The following is a 20,628-nucleotide window of genomic DNA, read 5'->3' on the forward strand; positions in this document are numbered from 1 at the left end:
TACACGCTAAGCCTGTTCAAGTACCCTAAGGAGACCTGACCTATGAGTTCTACAACTACTGCCGTCATTTTGGCTGCCGGTATGGGAACACGCATGAAGTCTCGGCTCCCCAAAGCCATGCAGCGTCTGGGAAATCGTCCCATGATCTGGCATCTCATCGAAACAGCCCGACAAATTGTTGATCGTATTGTTGTTGTCATCGGGCCGGGCATGGATGAACTAGCCCAGCAAGTTTCTCCTCACGAGACAGTCATTCAGTATGATCGTTTAGGGACGGGCCATGCTGCCAAAATAGGCGTGGATATACTGCATGACGGTAGAGCCATTATTCTGTATGCAGATAATCCCCTACTAACAGCAAATACGATGCAACGCTTGCTAAATGCTCATGACGAGGGGCATGCCTTGTCACTCTTGGGTATGCGCCCTGTAGTAGCAGGTCATTATGGTAGGATCGTAACGAGAGTAGATGGGCAAGTAGAGCGTATTGTTGAGTTCAAAGATGCTTCTGAAGCAGAGCGCAGTATTACGCTTTGTAACGCTGGCATGATGTGTGCAGATGTTACTCACCTTAAAAACTGGCTGAACAACATTACTCCCGAAAATGCCCAAAACGAATACTACCTGACAGATATTGTTGCTCTGGCAGCTAAACAAGGGCCGGTCAGTTGCGTAGAAGGAACTGAAGAAGAACTGGCGGGTATTAACTCTCGTGCCGAACTGGCACAAGCAGAAAACCGCCTTCAGCAAAGATTAAGACAGAACGCCCTAGAACAGGGGGCAACTCTTATTGACCCCTCAAGCATCTTCCTTGATCCTGATACAATCATTGCTCGTGATGTCGTGATTGAGCCCAATGTGTTTATCGGGCCGGGCGTTACTCTGGAAGAAGGTTGCGTAATCCGTGCCTTTTCCCATCTGGAGGGCTGCCTTGTGAAGAAGGGAGCTACGATTGGCCCCTATGCCCGGTTACGTCCTGGCACAGTTTGCCGTGAAAATAGTCATATCGGTAATTTCGTGGAACTCAAAAACACCGATCTAGGCGTTGGTAGCAAAGTGAATCATCTGACTTACTTGGGTGATACTAAAGTAGGAAAGATGAGCAATATCGGAGCTGGTAGTATTACCTGCAATTATGATGGTGTCTTCAAACATAGAACCACCATTGGCAACAATTGCTTCATCGGCTCTAACAGCGTCATGGTAGCACCGGTTCAAATCGAAGATGACGCCATGACAGCTGCTGGTAGCGTCATTACACAGGCCGTGCCATCTGGTGCTCTTGCATTCGGGCGGGCACGGCAAGAGAATAAGGCAGGCAAGGGGAGAGCCCTTCAGCAGGCACTCCAGAAAAAGAAGGAACAGGGCTGATGTGTGGTATTTGTGGCGTCGTTGGACACCGTCCTGCTACTCCGATTATCTTTGAAGGGCTCCGCCGCTTGGAATATCGTGGCTACGATTCCTCCGGCATTGCGACTGTAGAGCATGGCCGCCTTGCATGTTGCCGTGCTGCAGGGAAGCTAGATAATCTGAAAAATGCTCTAGAAGACACGCCCCTTGCAGGTACAACAGGCATTGGCCATACTCGTTGGGCTACTCATGGGGCTCCAACCACTAACAATGCTCATCCTCATAAGGTTGGTCAGGTAGCCATTGTCCATAATGGCATTATCGAGAACTTTGCAGATTTAAAAAAAGCTCTGGAATCTAAGGGCCGCACCTTCAAGACGGAGACTGATTCAGAGGCTGTTGCCCACCTTCTAGATGAGCATATGCAACAGGGCATGTCTCCAAAAGACGCCGCCTTTGCAACAATCCGTCAACTCCAGGGAGCCTATGCCATTGGCATGATTTTTGAGGGCCATGACAATCTTCTTATTGGCGCTCGTCATGGTGCTCCTCTGGCCATCGGATATGGCGAAGGCGAAATGTTTCTTGGTTCCGACAGTCTGGCACTAGCACCACTGTCCAACCGGATAACCTACCTTGAGGATGGAGACTGGTGTGTCCTAACACAGGATCATGTTGAGATTCTGAACGGGCAGGGTAAAGTCGTCGAACGTCCTGTTCAGACAACTTCTTTGACAACAGGCCAGATTGGCAAAGATGGATACCGGCACTTCATGGAGAAGGAGCTTCATGAGCATCCTGTTGCCATTGGCCAGACTCTTCAGCGTATCATCGACCCGGTAACACGCCGCGTTGCGCTACCTGACATGCCATTTGATGTTGCTACACTTTCTCGTGCCACTATTACAGCCTGCGGTTCGGCTTTTTATGCTGGTATGGTTGGGCGTTATTGGCTTGAGGAGCTTGCTCGGTTACCGGTGGATATTGATGTTGCTTCGGAGCTGCGTTACCGCAATCCGCCACAGCCGGATAAGGGTCTTGCCCTGCTGATATCGCAGTCTGGTGAGACTGCCGATACACTCGGTGTGTTGAGAGAACTTAAGGGAGCAGGGCAGAGTATTGTCTCGATCCTAAATGTAGAACATTCCACTATGGGCCGAGAAAGCGATCTTGTTCTAGGTATGGTGGCTGGACCGGAGATATCTGTTGCCTCTACTAAGGCCTTTACAGCTCAATTGTCTGTTCTTGCGGCACTAACCATTGATTTTTCCCGCCAACGTGGACTGCTTAGCGAGCAAAAAGAACGGGAACTGACGGACAATCTGTTGGACCTTCCTTCTCATGCCATGGAAGTACTTGGCCTTTTCGACCAGATACGTACTATGGCTCGTGTCATTGCCCAGGCCCGTGATGTCCTGTATCTGGGGCGTGGTATCTGCATGCCTGTAGCACAGGAAGGGGCACTGAAGCTTAAGGAAATTAGCTACATTCACGCCGAAGCCTACGCCGCTGGAGAATTGAAACACGGTCCTATCAGCCTGATTGATCCAAGCGTGCCTGTAGTAGCCATTGCTCCGTCTACCATCCTGTTCGACAAAACGCTTTCCAACCTTCAAGAAGCCCGTGCTCGTGGCGGGTGTATTCTTGTCTTCACGGATGCAAAAGGAGCCGAGCGACTGAAGGATATTGCTGAGCATATTGTCATCCTTCCGGATGTCAGTGCTTTTGCTGCTCCCATTCTCTACACTATTCCGGTTCAGATTCTGGCCTATGAAGTTGCCCTGCTGAAGGGTACGGACGTAGACCAGCCCCGCAATCTGGCCAAGTCTGTTACTGTGGAGTAAAGGTCACTTTCCGTTAATATCCCACTGGAGATGGAAAACAGGTAATGAACCCCTGTAAGGCTTGCCTGACAGGGGTTTTACGCTTACTCTCCGACCAGAATATCAGAGGGTGAGAAAGGGGACATCAGATGGAAATAGGGCTGGCAGCTGTTCTTCTGACCCTTGTTTTCCTCCTTTTTCTCATCAGCTTTATTCCGCCTCTGGCCAAGAAGATCAATCTACCAGAAACGGTCATCATTGCCGTTCTGGGAATAGGGTTAGGGGCGGCGTCATCTCTCATTAATAATTCCATGGGGCTAGACCTGCTAGAAGGGCCTGCAGGGGCCTTGCTGTCTTTTCCTATAAGCAGTGAGGGCTTCCTGCTTATCTTCCTGCCGCTTCTGGTCTTTCAAGGAGCCATGGGAATTAATGTCCGTAGTCTGACGCACGAAATTGCCACGGTTCTACTACTGGCCATCGTGGCGGTCATAGTCTCCACAGCAACAATCGGTTTTGCTTTATATCCCTTTGCACAGCAGAGTCTCATCGCCTGCTTACTCCTTGGTGCTATTGTTGCCACGACAGACCCTTCTGCTGTAGCCAGCATCTTCCGGGAAATCGGTGCCGCCGCTAGGCTAAGTCGTTTGGTGGAAGGGGAGGCATTGCTAAACGATGCAGCCGCCATTGCTATCTTTACTATTCTTGTTGCGGCCATTACGGCTCATCATCAGATCAGCTTCAGTGAAGCTTGTATCGACTTTCTGACCAATTTTGCTGGTGCCGTCATCATCGGTGTCGCCGTGGCACGGTTGGCCCTGATCATGATTACTGCCATTAGCGGGTTTCCTGCCGCCGAAATTACACTTTCCCTCGTGTTGCCTTACGGGGTGTATATTCTTTGTGACGATATTCTGGGATTTTCTGGCGTTGTAGCGACAGCTTCTGCTGGTCTGACCATCTCTGCCTTCGGCCCGTCCACATTTCGTCCGCAGACATGGCGCTTCCTTCGAGAGCTATGGGAACAGATAGAATTCTGGGCCAGTACACTTGTTTTCATGCTGGCTGCTATGCTTGTCCCTCGCATGATGATCGGCATGACGAAATGGGATTTATTCCTAATCCTCATTGCCAGTCTGGCCGGACTCATTGCAAGAGCGGCGGTCATTTTCGGTCTTCTACCACTTCTGATCATTACCAGACTTTCACCGCCTGTGCCTCTGCGTTTTAAAACAACCATGGCATGGGGAGGGCTGCGAGGAGCTATTACACTAGCCCTAGCGTTAGCCGTAAATGAAAACCCCCATATTAATGATTCCATTACCCATTTTGTGGGGATTGTGGCGACAGGATTCGTACTAACGACACTTCTTGTTAATGGTACGACCCTGCGTTCTCTCGTTCTCTTCTTGAAACTGGATAGACTGTCTCCTGTTGATGAAGCACTGCGAAATCAGATCATTGGTATCGGGTTAAGTCATGTCGCCCAACGTGTAGCCCATGTGTCTGATGAACTTAGCTTTGGTGCCCGTACACGAGGGGGAGTAATCAGCCGACTGGAGCAACGTGCTGAAAAAGAAAAAGCCAGCAACAACTTTGAAACTGCTCTGACTGACAAAGACCGCGTTAACATGGCGCTGCTCACTATTGCCAATCAAGAACGCTCTCTATTGCTGGACCTTTTCCGCGTTCAGGGAATGTCTAGTCGTCGGGTGATTGAGACGTTGTTACGTGCGACTGAAGCTATTGTGGATGCGACCCAGCTGGAAGGACGGTATGGGTATGTCAAAACACGCCGTAAGAGTCTTCAACCTTCATGGCGTCTTCGTCTGGCCCAAATGCTACATAGACGCTTCCATATAGATCGCCCCCTGACAATCTGCATGATGGAGCGTTTTGAGACACTAATTATTTCTCATCTGGTCTCAACATCCCTAATCCGTTTTGTTCGGGAGCGTATGGAACCGACCTTAGGGCTCCGTATTACCGAGATCGTATCTGAGGTATTAGGCAGACAGCGCAAACTTTTGGACGACGCCCTAGCAACCTTACGTCTCCATTATTCTGGTTATTCCGAAGCCCTAGAAGGGCGTCTCTTACGCCAAATTGCGCTACGTTTGGAAGATGAAGAATATGCTACACTTGCAAAAGATAATCTCATCTCTCAGGAACTGCATCGTGAGCTTCACCAGTCCATTGAGCGGCAGAGAAACCGACTTGATACTCCGCTGCGTTTCAATCTCCGCAGTGGTATCGAGCAGCGATTAAGATCATTCCCAGCCTTTAATGGTGTACCAGATGCAGCTCTCCACGATTTGGCTGGGCGGGTGTTTATCTGCTTCCTTTCACCAGGGGAGATCCTGATCCGTAAAGGTGAACGTATTCGTACCATTTATGCACAGGTTGCTGGCCTTGTTGAATCATCCACCAGTTCAGAAACACAAGAGATCATGTTGGGAGCAGGGGACCTGATCGGAGCTAATAGCCATATTCAAGGACAAAGAGCCCATAATACTGTTCGCTCCCTACAGTTCTCCCATATGCTGGCTATTCCAAAGGCTGATTTTGATAAGCTTCTCCAACGTTTCCCTATAGTAAAGCGTCAAATCATGAAAAGGCATAATATGCGACTGAATGGTTCTCTTGAAGCTAATGTGGTAATTACCAGAGATGGCAACACTATTTCTCCCGTCCACGAGGCCGGATTCATCATTTCACCTATTGTGGAGAAACGCTGACGTCCAAAAGAAAGATTAGGACGCCGTCGTAGAAAATAGGCGGCTACTAATCCGACTGGACGCCATTAACCCAAGAGTGGAGAGTAATGCCGCTCCTGAATGAAGGGACCAGAATGTGACATCTGGAATCTGATGTAACATTCCGGCTAGTTTACCGACCATTAAATTCCCTAGGAAAATATGAAGCGTAAAACAGGATATTAATGTTGTATTATGCCGTTCTGGCGCATAACGGGAGAAAAGTGCCATTCCAATAGGGAAGGTCATCCCACAACCAATATCGTTGATGGTATGGAAAGCCACACCCCACCATAGGCTTATTTGATGAGAAGCTGGTTGGAGATACTCTCCTGCAATAAGGAAAAGAGGCCCTGCTGTAGCAATTGCACTTCCGATGATGATCTTCATCATGTCACGAACTGCACCATATCGGTAATCATACCAACGCCAGAACCATAGCACTAGAAACCCTGTAATCATGCTTATTATGCTATCTAGCGATACCAGCGTGCTCACAGGGCATGTAATTCCGAGTACTGTTAATTGATAATGCTCTTCTCCCCAAAGAAGATAACCATCCATAATTTCTTGGTTAGGAAGAATACCAAGCGCAAACAACCCGACCAGCCAAAGTAAAAAAAAGATACGTTGTTTTTCTATCTTTGAACAGCTTCTGACTTGGATTGTTTGTTTTGTATTTGAATGACTTCTTTCTATTGGAAGATAAGTTCGCCCCATAAGATAGCCGACCAACCCCATAATCATACCGCAGGTTGTCGCCATAAATGCCCAACGCCAAGCAATTGTTCCTAGAAAAGCGCAGAGTAGGGGAGAGATAATAGCCATGATCTGTATGCTCTGGCTGTAAAGTTGATAAGCATCAGAGCGACGGCGATCCTCAAGATCATATAAGGCTCCAACCTGTGCCTTCAAACTTCCTGAAAAACCAACCCCAGCAAGGAACAACCATAGTGCTAGAACAAAACAGGTTTCTTCCTCCATAAGAGCGAAACTAACTGTCAGTAGGCTGATACCTATGATAGCGGAACGTGTTCTACCAAGGCCACGATCGGTTATAAAGCTTCCAATAAATGGAGCAGCAAAAATGACAGCCATTATAAGACCTGAAAGGCTACCAGCCGTGGCATCTAATCCTTTAGGTGCATAAAAACTATGATTAATAGCTAAGAGGGAGGGGAGCCCTATGATTTTTTTAGCTCGTTCAGGATGTTGGAAAATGTCTTTTAAATATAGCACTAATATGGAAAGCATTCCGTATTGTGCAAAAGAGAGCCAACCTTCCGTCCAGAATAGGACCCATAAACCTTTTGGGTGTCCCAGTACGTTAGAAGTAGGCTGATGTTCGCTGCTGGACAATATGTTAGCCGAATCTTCGTTCATGAAGGTTTTATAGCATTATAATCATTTATACGGGAGGATTGTTCGTCCATACAAAAGTCGTATAATATATATTATGCCAACTTATAGATGCAAAACCACCCATAACATTATGATACCTTCGAATAATTAAAATGATTCAAAGGGCCACGTGTCACAACAAGCTGCAACTCATTAGCTGTCCGCAATGTCTGGGTTACATAATTCTTTGCCAACCCGACAGCATCCTGCATTGTATGATCTATCAAGAAAAATGCCAAAGCTGATGCCAACGTACAACCTGTTCCTCGGTCATGAGATGTAACAATTCGTTCTACCTCATACCAGCGCCTGGTATCATCTTCAGTTACTAATAAATCAGAGCTTACGTTTTCAGTAGAAAGATGCCCCCCTTTTAATAAAACATTGGCTATCCCCAGCTTCCGTAAAGCCTCTGCCTGCAAAATCATTTCATTTCGTGTCTGGGCTACATCTCTCTCTAACAACCGAGCAGATTCAGATAAATTGGGAGTTACCAAGCTAACATACGGAAAAATATGTTCTCTCATTATGCAAGAAACAACATCATCTGCGAGACACTGTTGCGTACTAGCCTGTAAAACAGGGTCTAGTACAACAATAGGGCCTGACTGTTTCATTTGCATTAGAAATGACGATACAGCCTGTACGCTCTCTACTGAAGGTAATAATCCTATTTTAATCGCATCAATAGGCATAGCCTCTCGAACGGCTTCCAGCTGCGCAAAAATCATCTCTGCCGCTACCGGCAACCGCCTTAATACCCGGTAACTATTTTGGGCAATGACAGCTGTCACAACGGGCAGTGCATATCCGCCGAGAGCTGAGATGGTTTTTACATCTGCTAGAATACCCGCACTGCCTGTCGGATCTGTTCCGGCTATAGTAAGAACAGTAGGACTACGATCCGTCATATATTTGCCCCCTCCCCTACTACTGATGCTTAACAGCTAAAAGAGCTAGGCTTTTATACCCCTGTTGATATAGAAGCACCGCCGCTCGTGCAGCACGAAGGCCACTCTGGCAGCAAAGAACCACTCTCTTATCCTTCGGCACATCCACGTTCTTTAATCTAATCAGATGATCTAATGGTACGGGGTATAGATTCTTATGCGATATGGTCGGCTCTTCTCCGACAGAACGAACGTCTATAACAACATCATCATCCCGCAACTGCTTAAGCGATAAGAAAGGCCAAACTTTATCCGGTTCCTGCGCATTGCGGAAAGAAAACGAACTCATCCGCATTGTTTTTGCGTCCCAACGATACAGCTGTCCGGCTGGAGAGGGTATCACTCCAAGAATATGCGATAGGCATAGCTGAGCCTGCAACATCCCGATTAATCCAACGACAGGCCCTAAGACACCCGCTGTTCGACAGTCCTGCACATTCTGACCTATATCAGGGAAAACTGCCCGGTAACTAGGCACTTCAGCACAGAAGATCGCCGCATACCCCATCCAATGTATGGCTGATGCACTAATGAAGGGATACGTCATACATTGGCAAAAGTCGCTCAGCATATAAGTGGTGGCAAAATTATCAGCCGCATCCAATACGGCCAGATACCCCTCACCTCCACTTGTTGCATACAATTCTTCCATGACTGATGCCACCGTATCAGCTTGTGCACTAACTGGATGGGCTTTAAGGGAGACATCAGGATTCAAGTTCTTCAAACGGGATACGGCCACAATCGCTTTATTGCGACCTATATCCTCCATGCTATAGAGCGTCTGCCGATGCAAATTGTCTTCTTCGATCACATCATCATCCATGATATGAATGTGACCAACACCAGCTCCAACCAGCATGGGTAAAAGAGTCGAGCCAAGCCCCCCTGCTCCAATTACTAGAAGTCGTGCTCGCTTTAATCTGGCTTGCCCTGTTTCGCCGATTTCCGGCAAAATCATTTGACTGTCATAACGGGACATCAGGCCCCTCCGCTTTTCAGACATTCCCGCCAATGCTGAATCTGGGATACTGGATCACCATTACGGAAAATATCACTAACAGCGGATACCGCTGCAGCTCCCGCCATACGACAAGTCGGAGCTCGTTCTGCTGTAATGCCACCAATTGCCACAAGGGGCATAGGGTTCAACAAATCAGACCATAGCTTCACACGATTTATCCCTTGTGGACGCCACGGCATTACTTTCAGCGTGGTTTCCCAGATGGGACCTAGTGCAATATAGGCTGGCTGAAGAGCACGGGCTTTTCCCAACTCCATATGATCATGAGTGCTAACCCCCAACTTCACACCAGCTCGATGAATACGGGCTATATCTGCTGTTTTCAGGTCTTCCTGACCAAGATGGATGTAAGGAGCCCCCTCCTCCAGAGCTATTTCCCAATGATCATTAACTACTAGCATCGCACCAAAAGATGTGCAGCTTTGCAATGCGGTTCGAATCTCTGACCTTAAATATGCCTGATCTTCACTTTTGTTGCGCAGCTGAATAAAACGCACGCCAGACCTTACCGCTACGGTAACTTCAACGGCAGTACTGGCAATCGGGTAGAGCTCATCAGGAAGAATATTCATGATAAATAGGCCCTCCCGATCATGGGACTGGAAGGCATAGCCCCTTCGTAAGGCTCAATCGGGCCAGCTAGATAAGCGTCCCGCCCTGCCCTCACGGATTGTCTAAAAGCTTGCGCCATTAGAACAGGGTTTCCAGATTTTGCCACTGCAGAGTTTAAAAGCAGAGCATCATACCCTAACTCCATTGCCTCAGTGGCTTGAGATGGACGGCCTATGCCAGCATCAATGATAAGTGGAACAGTTTCAAAATGCCGCCGATAAGCTTTTAAGGCATTACGGTCAGAAAGGCCCTGTCCACTTCCTATAGGCGCAGCCCACGGCATGAGTAGATGACAACCCGCCTGCATAAGACGCTCACCGACACCCAAATCTGTTGTCGTATATGGGAATACTTTGAAACCATCCTCATTCAGAATACGTGCAGCTTCCACCAAGCCAAATACGTCCGGATTCAGAGCCATATCATCGGCAATTACTTCCAACTTGATCCAGTTCGTCCCCATGATTTCACGAGCCATATGAGCTGTTTTCACCGCTTCACGAACTGAATGACAGCCAGCTGTATTAGGCAATACCCGTGCCCCGCTCTGCTGAATAAGCGACCAGAAGGACTGCCCTGCCCTCTGCTCGTTTTGTAACCCCAAACTTTCCCGCCGTAGAGAAACTGTTACAATTTCTACTTTCGCTGCCTGAATAGCCTCTTTCAACATGGCAGGAGAAGGATAACGGGCCGTACCAAGAAGAAGACGTGATGAGATGTCACATCCATATAATTTCAAAGACATCGCATCACCCTCCCTGCATTGGGGCTAGAATTTCAACCTGATCCCCTGCTTTTAATACGATCTGCTCTCGTTGCCCGGCGGGGATAAAATCTCCATTGAGTGCCGTGGCTACAACAGCCTGTTCCAGCCCAAGTTCTGTTAGAAGGATACTGAGAGATGGTACCAGCGCATGGACCTGCCCATTGACCTGAATCAGACTCATGCCACAGCCCCTTCTTGTGCTTGAATCTGCTCTACAACCTTACGAGCACACCATGGTGAAAGAAGAAAACCATGCCGATACAACCCGTTAGCGTAAATGATCCGGCCGTGTTGCTCGATATCGGGAATATTATCTGGGAAGGCGGGCCTTACACCAGCACTAGCCTCGATGATGCTGGCTTCACCCAAAGCTGGATGAAGCCGCTGGACGGCTTCTAACAGGTCGTAGGCAGACCGTACCGTAATAGGAGCCTGACAATCAGTTTCAATACTCGTTGCACCAACCATCAGGATATCTTTATCCCGTGGCACTACATAAACAGGCTGTCGCGGATGAAGTAACCGAATGGGCCGTTTAAAATGAATATCCCGTGTTTGAATACGGATCATTTCACCACGAACACCTCTCAATTTTGGTAGGTCTGTCCGTGCTGCAAGACCGCGACAATCTACGATGATATCTTCTTTCAACTCTTCTGCTTGAACTTCGACATCACGGCTAACCACTCCCCCTGCATTTTTTAAGCGCATCTCTAGAGCCGGAAGAGCCAGACGGGGGTCGATATGTGCTTCTCGAGGATAGAACAATCCTTCCTGAAAGCGACCGCACAAATCAGGCTCCAGCCTGTTTAGGCTGTCCTCATTTACGGTTTGATGCTCTTGTGTACAGCGACCAAAACGGATGACCTCACTCCGGTCACGTGCTGCTGAAAGAACGAGACTACCGGCTTTTACAGTACCTTCATAATGGCGTTCCCACCATTCTAAGGCCTCTACTCCACGATCTCGTATGATATCGTCTGCACCATCACGCTCACACCATGGAGCGATCATACCACCTGCAAACCACGAACAAGTGCCCTCACCTAAATGTTTTGTTTTTTCATAAAGATGAACAAAATATCCTTTTTCCTTTAAAGCAAGAGCGGTTATGAGACCAGCTATACCAGAACCAATTATGCCAACTGAGAGGAGAGATTCAGACTGTCTCGACATAAAGCTCTCCCCCCTGCTTCCGGAACTCTTCCGTCTTCTGCTCCATACCTTTCAGACGGACAGTTTCCTCTTGGATATCCTGCGAAATCTTCATGGAACAGAATTTTGGCCCGCACATGGAACAGAAATGAGCCGTTTTATGAGCTTCCCGAGGCATTGTCTCATCATGGAAGGAACGAGCTGTCTCAGAATCTAACGCCAGATTGAACTGATCCTCCCAGCGAAAAGCAAAACGGGCACGGGAAAGTGCATTATCATGCTGCTGAGCAGTTGGATGACCTTTGGCTAGGTCCGCCGCATGAGCAGCCAATTTATAGGTAATCACCCCAGTTTTAACATCATCCCGATCTGGCAAGCCAAGATGTTCTTTAGGTGTGACGTAACAAAGCATTGCCGTACCAAACCACCCGATCATGGCAGCTCCAATGGCAGATGTTATATGGTCATATCCTGGCGCAATATCCGTTGTAAGCGGACCAAGCGTATAAAACGGAGCATCTGCACAGAATTCCTTCTGTTTTTCCATATTTTCATGGATCAAATTCATCGGTACATGACCAGGTCCTTCGATCATGACCTGACAGCCATGCTTCCACGCAACCTGGGTCAGTTCTCCTAGTGTTTTTAGTTCCGCAAACTGGGCCTCATCATTGGCATCAGCAATACTCCCCGGGCGCAAACCATCCCCAAGAGAAAGGGCAATGTCATAACGGTGACAGATTTCACAGATTTCATCGAAATGTTCGTAAAGAAAACTCTCACGATGCCCACTCAGGCACCACCGGGCAATAATTGACCCGCCACGACTAACGATCCCTGTTACGCGCTCGGCTGTCAAAGGGATATGGGCCAGCCTCACCCCAGCATGAATAGTGAAATAATCCACCCCCTGCTCAGCCTGATGGATCAACACATCCCGAAAAACTTCCCAGTTCAAGGCCAGTGGATCATTCCCGACACGTTCCAGCGCCTCATACAGGGGCACGGTTCCAATCGGTACGGGAGCGTTCCGTAGAATCCATGAACGGACTTGCCGGATATGGCGGCCTGTTGAAAGGTCCATGACCGTATCTGCGCCCCAACGGGTCGCCCAAACCATTTTCTCCACTTCTTCCGCCACGCCAGGCGTGACAGCCGAATTGCCAATATTAGCATTAATCTTCACCAGAAAATTGCGCCCAATTACCATTGGCTCAAGCTCTGGATGGTTGATATTAGCAGGCAATATGGCCCGACCAGCTGCAATCTCATCACGGACATACTCCGGAGTGACATAGTCTGGCATGGGCGCCCCTACACGCTGGCCACGCTGCGATGCTGCTGTCCCCACTGGTTTCGCCGCCTGGTGACGCTCACGTCCCAAATTCTCTCGCCATGCTGCATAAATCATTTCTTCGGTCACGATCCCAGCACGGGCATAATCCAGTTGAGTGACATGTTGCCCTTTTATCCCCCGTCTCACCGTATGCGGTGCCGGACAAAAAGGAATATCAGACGTAGATAGCTCGCCCTGTCCCTGCTGATGGCCAAATTGCCTACCTTCCAGCCAACGTTCCCTTATTTTAGGTAAACCTACATCCAGTGCCGTACTGACATTCGGATCGGTATAAGGACCAGATGTATCATACAAACGCTGCACAGGCTGGGACTCATCAGCGAGCATGACCTCCCTGAATGGAACCTGAATGTCCGCCCTCTCCGGCGGATTGCTATAAATTTTACGGGAGCCACAGAGAGGTCCTGTGGTAACAATGAAGTCCTGCATTGATCTTCTCTCCACATGCTAAACGTGAGAAAAGATCCGGGAATGGATGACGATCTATAAGGAGTTCAGACAGAGGGCATACACGCCCCCGTCTACATTTTCCCGTTCCTTCGCCGGCATGACCCGGATCAGGTTCAAAGGGTTCGGCATTTGCCGTCTCAGCCCTGCTTGAAGACAGGACACCCCCCGGAACATCCTTCTGCGTATCTGGCCTAAGCCACTTCGTCAAGATGGAAAGGAGGCGGCTTTCTTAATCTTGATAGCAACGATCAAACCGATAACCAAGGGATGTCAGCACCTCATAACCGATCGTACCAACATGATCAGCCACCTCGGCAATATCTTGCTGCGGCCCGATAACGGTCAGCCACTCCCCTTCCCGCGTGGCGTCATCAGGCAAATGTGTGACATCGACTGAAAGGCTGTCCATAGAAATCCGCCCCAGTACAGGCAAGCGTATATCTCCCTTCCAAAGGGCTCCATTTCGAGCAAAAGAACGAAAGATACCATCAGCATATCCAATACCTACGGTCGCCACACGCATGGGCTTTACGGCACGATAGGTCAGGCCATATCCAATACGATCTCCTGCTTCAATGGTACGAACCTGCAGTATCTGGGCTTCAAGCCTTACGGCTGGAGCAAGCGGCTTGCTCTCTTCGTGAAGCGGAAGACCATAAAGCGCAATACCAGGGCGGACCATTTCAAAATGATAATCGGGGCCTAGAAAAATACCCGACGAAGCTGCCAATGAACGTGGTACACCGGGAAAAGCGACACTCATAGCCAAAAAACGCTGGCGTTGCTCTTCATTGGAAGGATCATCAGATTGATCTGCGCAGGCTAGATGACTCATGACAAGAACGGGTTTCAGCCCCCTCACCACCTCATCACCCAAATCGTCTTCCGAAATACCGAACCTGGACATACCCGTATCCAGCTGTAAGGCCGCAGGATGGTCCGCACCCTCCCGCTGGCAGAAGGCTCGCCACTGCCGCACCTGATCCAAACTATTCAGCACCGGCACCAGTCCATATTCCGCCATCATTTCCGGCCGCCCTGGTACGAAACCGTGCAATACAAAAATCTTTTTCTCCGGCAACAGTCGGCGGAGCTGGCATCCTTCTTCTGGCTGAGCAACAAAAAAAGTCTGAACGTTGTCAGCCAGACAGGACGCAATCTCCTGCATACCAAGACCATAAGCATCTGCCTTCACAACAGCAGCACATTCCGCTCCCCCTACACGCTTGGCCAACCAAGCATGATTCTTCCTGATGGCGGCAAGGTCTACCGTCAGGCGAGCGCTTGTCTGCTTGCAGAAATGCATCTTCTCTGGCCTCTCATCCTTATGCTGCCCTAAGATTAGGAGGGCTGATCTTACAGGAAATACCTTCCTTGGAAATTATTATTTAATGATAAAATCTTCCGCACTTTTTTCCCGGTTTTCCGGCCTTTTCGCCTAGGTTTTAAGGCTGTTCATGGAGTTACTTTCTTAATATCTACAATTTTGTCAGCGAAAATCATGACATATGCTTGAGGCAGAGGGGTATTCTGTATTAGAGACAGGGCACAGCAATGCTGCTTTGCCCGTGCAGAGCGGCCTTTACCCTATGAACAGGGGTTAAGTTTTTTTGATTTCGCAGGGGCCTCAGGATGTTCAATCCGATGGTCCAAACGGAGCTAGTCCAGGTTTGACCGAGGCCAATCAGAAACCCAATCCCACTCTCTCCATCACACCCAGTCGCTCTGGTATAGAGCGCCGCTATGGAGATTTCCCAAGCTTTCCCGCTGCCCTTGATTACGCAGCACAGGGAGCCAGTGGCTTCAATATCTATTCTGGACGGGGAGACCTACTTGAAGTCCTTCCCTACAGCAAGCTACGGCAACAAGCCCACGCCACAGCCCGCCGCCTTCTCGGAATAGGGCTGCAACCAGGTGATCGGGTCGCCATTGTTGCGGAAAGTGATGGCGATTTCGCTCGGATCTTCTTTGGTTGCCAGTATGCAGGCCTCGTTCCTGCACCATTGCCTTTGCCAGTCGCTTTTGGCGGTAAAGACGGTTACATCAAGACGCTTCGTGGAATGATCACAAGTGCCGATGCTCGGGCTGTTGTCGTTCCAGAGGTCATTGGTGGCTGGACGCCCGATATCATTGCCGATTTCCCTCTACTGTTCGGCGGATCACCTGCCGAACTAATGGCCCACGAGGAAAAGGACATCCCTCTTCCAGAAATCAAGGAAGATGCCCTCTCCTACCTCCAGTTTTCTTCTGGCAGCACACGTTTCCCTATGGGTATCAGTGTGACGCAGAAAGCGGGCATGGCCAATGCTCATGCCATCGCTCAGTACGGCCTTCAGGTTTATCCTAGCTCCGATAAGCGTGATGACCGTTGTGTATCGTGGTTGCCTCTTTATCACGATATGGGATTGGTCGGTTTCTTCCTGACGCCAATGACCTGTCAGCTATCTGTCGACCTCCTGCCTACGCGGGAATTTGCACGTCGTCCACACATCTGGCTGGAATTGATCGCCCGGAACAAGGCTACTATGTCTTATAGCCCCTCTTTCGGCTATGAGCTCTGTGCTCGACGTGGCGCACGAGAGGATATCGACCTATCCTCATGGCGTGTTGCCGGCATCGGTGGCGACATGATCCGTCCGCACATCATCCATAACTTTGCCGAAACCTTCGCTAAACGAGACTTCAACAAAAAAGCCTTCGTTGCCAGCTACGGTATGGCTGAAACCACACTGGCCATCAGCTTTGCCCCTCTCAATACTGGACTGCGCACCGATACGGTCGATCTCTCGGTCATGGAACGAGAAGATTATGCCCAGCCAGCTGAAGAAAGCACAGAAACGGCCCGTGATTTCGTTCTGTGCGGTGTCTGCCTCCCCAACCACCAGATTGAAGTCCGGGACAGCACTGGAAGCGTACTGAAAGAACGTCAGGTTGGCACCGTTTATGTCCGCGGCCCCAGTCTGATGACAGGTTACTTCAGACGGCCGGAAGAAACGGCCAATGCATTTTCTGGAGATGGCTGGTTGAACACCGGCGACATTGGCTACATGTTGGATGGTCAGATTGTCATCACCGGACGAGCCAAGGACCTCATCATCATTAACGCTCGGAACATCTGGCCGCAGGATCTGGAATGGGCGGCCGAGCATGAGGTAGCTTCTCTCCGTTCTCGCGATGTGGCAGTATTTTCTGTTGATGACAGTCAGGGAGAGCGTGTTGTGGCCCTAGTACAGTGTCGCTACACAGATGAAGAGCCTCGTAATAAGCTCAAAGAAGAATTGGTTGCCCTCTTCCGCCGTCTACATGGTATTGATGTAGATGTGGTTCTGGTGCCACCACGGTCTCTACCCCAAACTTCCTCCGGAAAACTGACCCGGGCTCGTGCTAGGGCCATGTATCTTAACAGGGAATTCACCTGAAGGCTGAAGGGGCTATTCCCCATCAAGGGAGGATCATGTAGGTCTTCCCTCTTCGCTTGGTCGCAAAGGGACAAGACATGACAGACAGTGTTGCTGATATCTCTCACATGATTCTCCAAAAACTTCTGGAGAACCCAAAAGTACCACGCGACATTTCCGAAGACAGCCGGATTGTTGAGGACTTGGCCTTCGACAGCCTTGCTGTCATGAATTTTGTAATGGAGATCGAAGATACGCTTGATGTCTCCGTACCTCTCGATAAACTTGCAGACATCCGCACCATTAAGGATCTGGCAGTCTGCCTGCATGCCATCAAGGCAGAACAAGCATGAGTGCCGGAATTTTTGACAAATATGCCACTCTGAAGGGAAACTATGACTCCCTGATGGCTACAAGCCCGAGAAACCCTTTCGGTGTTGTGATAGAACGTCCCCTTTCAGCTACGGTAGGCATTATTGAAGGACGGGAGACGCTCCTCTTCGGGACCAATAACTATCTGGGCCTCAGTCAGTCCACAACGGCGCAGGATGCAGCCATCCATACAGCAAAAACCATGGGGGTCGGGACAACAGGGTCCCGTATTGCCAATGGTACGTTTGGCCTGCATCAGAAACTAGAAAAAGCTCTAGCCACCGTCTTTAGAAAAAAACACGCCATGGTTTTTTCGACGGGCTACCAAGCTAATCTAGGGACGATTTCAGCCCTTGTGAACAAGGATGATATTCTCTTCCTTGACGCTGACAGTCATGCTTCCATTTATGATGGAGCTCGCCTTTCCGGTGCACAGGTCATCCGTTTCCGTCACAATGATCCAGCTGATCTGGAAAAACGTGTCGCTAGAACGGACAAAACGACCGGGGCTCGCCTGATCATCGCTGAAGGTATCTACTCCATGACGGGGAATATCGCTCCCCTCAAGGATTTTGTGGAAGTCAAGAAACGTCACAACATTCCTCTCATGGTTGATGAGGCTCATTCCTTTGGTGTACTGGGCGATCATGGTCGTGGCGTTGCAGAGATGCAGGGATGTGAGGATGACATTGACTTCATTGTCGGTACATTCTCTAAATCGCTTGGAACTGTTGGGGGCTATTGCGTAACAGATCATGATGAGATTGATCTCATGCGCCTTTGCTCCCGCCCTTATATGTTCACGGCCTCCCTACCGCCTGAAATCATTGCAGCAACTTTAGCTGCGCTGGAGGAGGTTAAAAATCGCCCTGAGCTGCGTCAAAAACTTCAGGAGAATGCGGCTCGTCTACATCAAGGCTTTAAATCAGTCGGGCTGAATACGAGTAACTTCATTTCCCCTGTGATCGCCGTTACTCTGGAAGACATTCCACAGGCCATTACCTTTTGGAATGCCCTTCTAGATGCCGGGGTTTATGTCAATCTTTCTCTACCCCCGGCAACTCCCGACAATAGACCGCTGCTGCGCTGTTCTGTTATGGCGGCACACTCCGCCACCGAAATTGATCGGGCAGTAGAAACCTTCGGCACAATTGCCAAAGAACTAAAAATCGTCTGAGTTTTTGGACAAATAAAAGCCTCTGGAAAATAATCTTCCAGAGGCTTTTCTATTGCTCAATCGTCCAGAAGGTTAGTGTTGCATTTTCCTAGACCGCACATGCCGGGTTCTCCATAAGAAGAGCGGAAGGGTGAGGAGCGGATGCCTCTTCTCAAAAGCCGATACATGGATAGCTTTGCCAGTATGGCGCTGTATCTTCCATAAAAGATACGCCACACCATCTCTAAACGTAAACGCCGCCTTGATAAGACGGGCTATGTTCAGAGGCTTTCCAAAAGTATGCACTTTTCTCCAGTTCCTTGAGGCCTTACTCCGAGCAGATTCAGTAAGCTGAGGGTATAACACCCCTCCTTCACTGCGATAACTCAGAGAGGCCCTGCGCCAAGCCGCTTTTAGAAGAGCTCCGTAACGCTCTTCTTTTCCAGCCAAAAGGTTGTGGCTGCGTCCCTTCTTTTCCACACGCAACTCTGCGGCATAGGTATGGGCAAACAGATTGTGCCAATATTGTGCTGCCCCGCCTTCTTCAGGCCCTAGAAGGGCAGCCCAACAGGAAGCTGTAATCACACATTGACTAATCGCCTGCAAAAGATGATCGGCACTTGCTCCATCCCGTACCCAAACCATACGAACAGGCTGGCAGAAACGGGCCCATATAGTCGTATCCAATGTAAAAAGTGTGCTTCGCCCCAGGAATTGCTTAAGAGATAAAAAAGCTACCTTAGCCCGTAAGGTCGTCCCTCCCTCTGTTTTATGCTCCATATAATAGACATTGGGAGGAAGCAGACGATTAGCCATGCGAGCCAGAACACTGCCTCCCAGACTCTCTGGTCGGTCGGTAATGACATAAAAATCAATTATGCCCTCAGGATCTACATCACGAAGAACTGAGCCGTAAAACAGGATACCCAACGGCTGCCTATCTAACCTACCAGCAATAGACTCTGCGAACTGTGCGACTTCCTCAGGAATAGCCGTTGTCAGCTCATCGATCAGTGTCTCTCTAATGATGTCAGACATGCACAAACCGGAAAGCCGGCCCCTCTTCCAACATCAGCCGTCCACTAGCAGATGCCGGGAAAACCTCACCATCCAAGACAAAATCGCTATCCGTCTCAAGCTGCATCTCCTGCACGGTTGCACTTACATAATCCTCATGCGACCGCAGCCATTCTGGTGCCCGCCCCCTCAAAAGATTAAAGCAAGCCCTTGGCAGAGCTTTCGGAAATGCATGAGCATCAAGAAAATGGAACCCACTTCCGCCATTCCCTGTGCTCCAGAATGGCCAAATGCCGTGAGAAAGTTTTTCAAGCGCTGTTACCATGAACAGAAAACTGCGCCCGTCTCTACTCTCTCGAGGAAGATCTTTCCCCTGTGCCGACCAAGATAGTCTGTCCCCCTTCATCCATGAGTGACGACTTCGGCGAAAAAGAAGACTCGCCATGCTAGTAAAAAGCGTGAAAAAAACAGCGAGATCATGAGGGGCAAATTTCAAAACATTCGGCGAATGGGCAATACGCACCGCCCTAGCATACCCCGTACACCCTCCGAACATGCCCAATACTGCAGGCCTTTCTTCATCGGGCCATGACAACCTAATTGGCGCACGGATACAGCTTTTCAAGCCTTCAGGTCGCAAAAGACGGTCAATTGCTGCATCACCATGCAAGCCAAATCCAACATCCCCCGCTATGAGGTTGGTGTTACCTGAAGGGAGAATAGCCACAGCCGGCAGAGGGCAGTCGTGATAAATAGCTGCAATTGTCGTCAAACAAGCACTAACCGTACCATCTCCGCCGCTAATGACAATCAGATCCACACCCTTGCTCTTCAGTTCAGTCAGATGAGCTGGCAGGTGACTGTCATTCAGGGAGGAAACACAATAATCTCCCAACTTCTGCCGTGCCATACGCAGGAAATGCCCTTTATCCTGAGCATTTTTGCGACTGTTGGGATTATGTATCAGGGCTGGCTGTACAACGTTCTTCAATGTCTGCATCTATCTACCACACATCCGCCCAGAAACATAAAAATGCCAGACTG

Annotated in this window: 17 protein-coding genes and 1 riboswitch; of the genes, 6 read left to right on the plus strand and 11 right to left on the minus strand. The window is 49.3% G+C overall.

Going from position 1 to position 20,628, the window contains the following annotated elements; all coding sequences use genetic code 11:
• Positions 1–42 precede the first annotated feature (42 nt).
• The 3 genes from glmU (at position 43) to AL01_RS01730 (ending at position 5,908) form a co-directional block, all read left to right on the plus strand.
• The gene (glmU, locus tag AL01_RS01720; RefSeq protein ID WP_077395538.1) at positions 43–1,371 is read left to right on the plus strand and encodes a bifunctional UDP-N-acetylglucosamine diphosphorylase/glucosamine-1-phosphate N-acetyltransferase GlmU; all 1,329 of its coding nucleotides are present in this window, start codon (positions 43–45) and stop codon (positions 1,369–1,371) included.
• Positions 1,371–3,194, plus strand: coding sequence for a glutamine--fructose-6-phosphate transaminase (isomerizing) (gene glmS / locus AL01_RS01725; protein ID WP_077395539.1), 1,824 nt, complete (start codon positions 1,371–1,373; stop codon positions 3,192–3,194). Before glmU ends, glmS begins: the two co-directional genes overlap by 1 nt.
• Before the next feature lie 128 nt (positions 3,195–3,322).
• A complete protein-coding gene (locus AL01_RS01730; protein WP_077395540.1) occupies positions 3,323–5,908 on the plus strand; it encodes a cation:proton antiporter domain-containing protein in 2,586 nt (861 codons plus the stop codon).
• Positions 5,909–5,923: 15 nt separating this feature from the next.
• On the opposite strand, the gene AL01_RS01735 is transcribed toward AL01_RS01730, so the two are convergent.
• The 9 genes from AL01_RS01735 to alr all read right to left on the minus strand — a co-directional run bounded on the left by AL01_RS01735 (position 5,924) and on the right by alr (position 14,947).
• Positions 5,924–7,309: a peptide MFS transporter gene (locus tag AL01_RS01735; RefSeq protein ID WP_077395541.1), complete on the minus strand. Its 1,386-nt coding sequence runs from the start codon at positions 7,307–7,309 to the stop codon at positions 5,924–5,926.
• Between the two features lie 107 nt (positions 7,310–7,416).
• Complete coding sequence (thiD, locus tag AL01_RS01740) at positions 7,417–8,238, minus strand: bifunctional hydroxymethylpyrimidine kinase/phosphomethylpyrimidine kinase (RefSeq protein WP_077395542.1); 822 nt, start codon at positions 8,236–8,238, stop codon at positions 7,417–7,419.
• A 19-nt stretch (positions 8,239–8,257) separates the two neighbouring features.
• Entirely contained in the window at positions 8,258–9,259 is a 1,002-nt protein-coding gene (locus tag AL01_RS01745; RefSeq protein WP_077395543.1) for a HesA/MoeB/ThiF family protein, read from the minus strand.
• Entirely contained in the window at positions 9,259–9,873 is a 615-nt protein-coding gene (locus tag AL01_RS01750) for a thiamine phosphate synthase (RefSeq protein ID WP_077395544.1), read from the minus strand. Before AL01_RS01750 ends, AL01_RS01745 begins: the two co-directional genes overlap by 1 nt.
• Positions 9,870–10,652, minus strand: a complete 783-nt coding sequence (locus AL01_RS01755; RefSeq protein ID WP_206599220.1) for a thiazole synthase — start codon at positions 10,650–10,652, stop codon at positions 9,870–9,872. Before AL01_RS01755 ends, AL01_RS01750 begins: the two co-directional genes overlap by 4 nt.
• A 10-nt stretch (positions 10,653–10,662) precedes the next feature.
• The gene (gene thiS / locus AL01_RS01760) at positions 10,663–10,860 is read right to left on the minus strand and encodes a sulfur carrier protein ThiS (RefSeq protein ID WP_077395546.1); all 198 of its coding nucleotides are present in this window, start codon (positions 10,858–10,860) and stop codon (positions 10,663–10,665) included.
• Positions 10,857–11,855, minus strand: a complete 999-nt coding sequence (thiO, locus tag AL01_RS01765) for a glycine oxidase ThiO (protein WP_077395547.1) — start codon at positions 11,853–11,855, stop codon at positions 10,857–10,859. Before thiO ends, thiS begins: the two co-directional genes overlap by 4 nt.
• Positions 11,839–13,620, minus strand: a complete 1,782-nt coding sequence (gene thiC, locus AL01_RS01770; RefSeq protein ID WP_077395548.1) for a phosphomethylpyrimidine synthase ThiC — start codon at positions 13,618–13,620, stop codon at positions 11,839–11,841. Before thiC ends, thiO begins: the two co-directional genes overlap by 17 nt.
• Positions 13,621–13,708: 88 nt before the next feature.
• Positions 13,709–13,817: riboswitch (TPP riboswitch) on the minus strand.
• Between the two features lie 53 nt (positions 13,818–13,870).
• Positions 13,871–14,947, minus strand: coding sequence for an alanine racemase (gene alr / locus AL01_RS01775; RefSeq protein WP_077395549.1), 1,077 nt, complete (start codon positions 14,945–14,947; stop codon positions 13,871–13,873).
• 364 nt (positions 14,948–15,311) lie between these two features.
• Between alr and AL01_RS01780 the strand changes: the two genes are divergently transcribed.
• From AL01_RS01780 to spt, 3 genes are all read left to right on the plus strand, one after another.
• Entirely contained in the window at positions 15,312–17,060 is a 1,749-nt protein-coding gene (locus AL01_RS01780) for a fatty acyl-AMP ligase (protein WP_077395867.1), read from the plus strand.
• A gap of 77 nt (positions 17,061–17,137) precedes the next feature.
• Positions 17,138–17,392 carry an acyl carrier protein gene (locus AL01_RS01785; protein WP_077395550.1) on the plus strand — a complete coding sequence of 85 codons (255 nt, stop codon included), beginning with the start codon at positions 17,138–17,140 and terminating at the stop codon, positions 17,390–17,392.
• Complete coding sequence (gene spt, locus AL01_RS01790) at positions 17,389–18,588, plus strand: serine palmitoyltransferase (protein WP_077395551.1); 1,200 nt, start codon at positions 17,389–17,391, stop codon at positions 18,586–18,588. The genes AL01_RS01785 and spt overlap by 4 nt, the downstream gene beginning before the upstream one ends.
• Positions 18,589–18,660: 72 nt before the next feature.
• Here the strand turns inward: spt and AL01_RS01795 are convergent, their stop codons facing one another.
• Both AL01_RS01795 and AL01_RS01800 read right to left on the minus strand, forming a co-directional pair.
• A complete protein-coding gene (locus tag AL01_RS01795; protein WP_077395552.1) occupies positions 18,661–19,605 on the minus strand; it encodes a hypothetical protein in 945 nt (314 codons plus the stop codon).
• Positions 19,598–20,584 (minus strand): diacylglycerol/lipid kinase family protein, encoded by a 987-nt coding sequence (locus AL01_RS01800; protein WP_077395553.1) that lies wholly within the window; start codon positions 20,582–20,584, stop codon positions 19,598–19,600. Before AL01_RS01800 ends, AL01_RS01795 begins: the two co-directional genes overlap by 8 nt.
• Positions 20,585–20,628: the final 44 nt, after the last annotated feature.

Origin of the sequence: Bombella intestini (assembly GCF_002003665.1) — a bacterium.
GTDB lineage: Bacteria > Pseudomonadota > Alphaproteobacteria > Acetobacterales > Acetobacteraceae > Bombella > Bombella intestini.

What these genes read in the sequence shown, in the direction of transcription:
- thiD (WP_077395542.1), bottom strand. Translation starts at nt 8,238, where the DNA reads ATGACGGATCGTAGTCCTACTGTTCTTACTATAGCCGGAACAGATCCG.
- AL01_RS01750 (WP_077395544.1), bottom strand. Translation starts at nt 9,873, where the DNA reads ATGAATATTCTTCCTGATGAGCTCTACCCGATTGCCAGTACTGCCGTT.
- thiC (WP_077395548.1), bottom strand. Translation starts at nt 13,620, where the DNA reads ATGCAGGACTTCATTGTTACCACAGGACCTCTCTGTGGCTCCCGTAAA.
- AL01_RS01795 (WP_077395552.1), bottom strand. Translation starts at nt 19,605, where the DNA reads ATGTCTGACATCATTAGAGAGACACTGATCGATGAGCTGACAACGGCT.
- AL01_RS01730 (WP_077395540.1), top strand. Translation starts at nt 3,323, where the DNA reads ATGGAAATAGGGCTGGCAGCTGTTCTTCTGACCCTTGTTTTCCTCCTT.
- AL01_RS01745 (WP_077395543.1), bottom strand. Translation starts at nt 9,259, where the DNA reads ATGTCCCGTTATGACAGTCAAATGATTTTGCCGGAAATCGGCGAAACA.
- AL01_RS01785 (WP_077395550.1), top strand. Translation starts at nt 17,138, where the DNA reads ATGACAGACAGTGTTGCTGATATCTCTCACATGATTCTCCAAAAACTT.
- glmU (WP_077395538.1), top strand. Translation starts at nt 43, where the DNA reads ATGAGTTCTACAACTACTGCCGTCATTTTGGCTGCCGGTATGGGAACA.
- glmS (WP_077395539.1), top strand. Translation starts at nt 1,371, where the DNA reads ATGTGTGGTATTTGTGGCGTCGTTGGACACCGTCCTGCTACTCCGATT.
- alr (WP_077395549.1), bottom strand. Translation starts at nt 14,947, where the DNA reads ATGCATTTCTGCAAGCAGACAAGCGCTCGCCTGACGGTAGACCTTGCC.
- AL01_RS01800 (WP_077395553.1), bottom strand. Translation starts at nt 20,584, where the DNA reads ATGCAGACATTGAAGAACGTTGTACAGCCAGCCCTGATACATAATCCC.
- spt (WP_077395551.1), top strand. Translation starts at nt 17,389, where the DNA reads ATGAGTGCCGGAATTTTTGACAAATATGCCACTCTGAAGGGAAACTAT.
- thiS (WP_077395546.1), bottom strand. Translation starts at nt 10,860, where the DNA reads ATGAGTCTGATTCAGGTCAATGGGCAGGTCCATGCGCTGGTACCATCT.
- thiO (WP_077395547.1), bottom strand. Translation starts at nt 11,855, where the DNA reads ATGTCGAGACAGTCTGAATCTCTCCTCTCAGTTGGCATAATTGGTTCT.
- AL01_RS01735 (WP_077395541.1), bottom strand. Translation starts at nt 7,309, where the DNA reads ATGAACGAAGATTCGGCTAACATATTGTCCAGCAGCGAACATCAGCCT.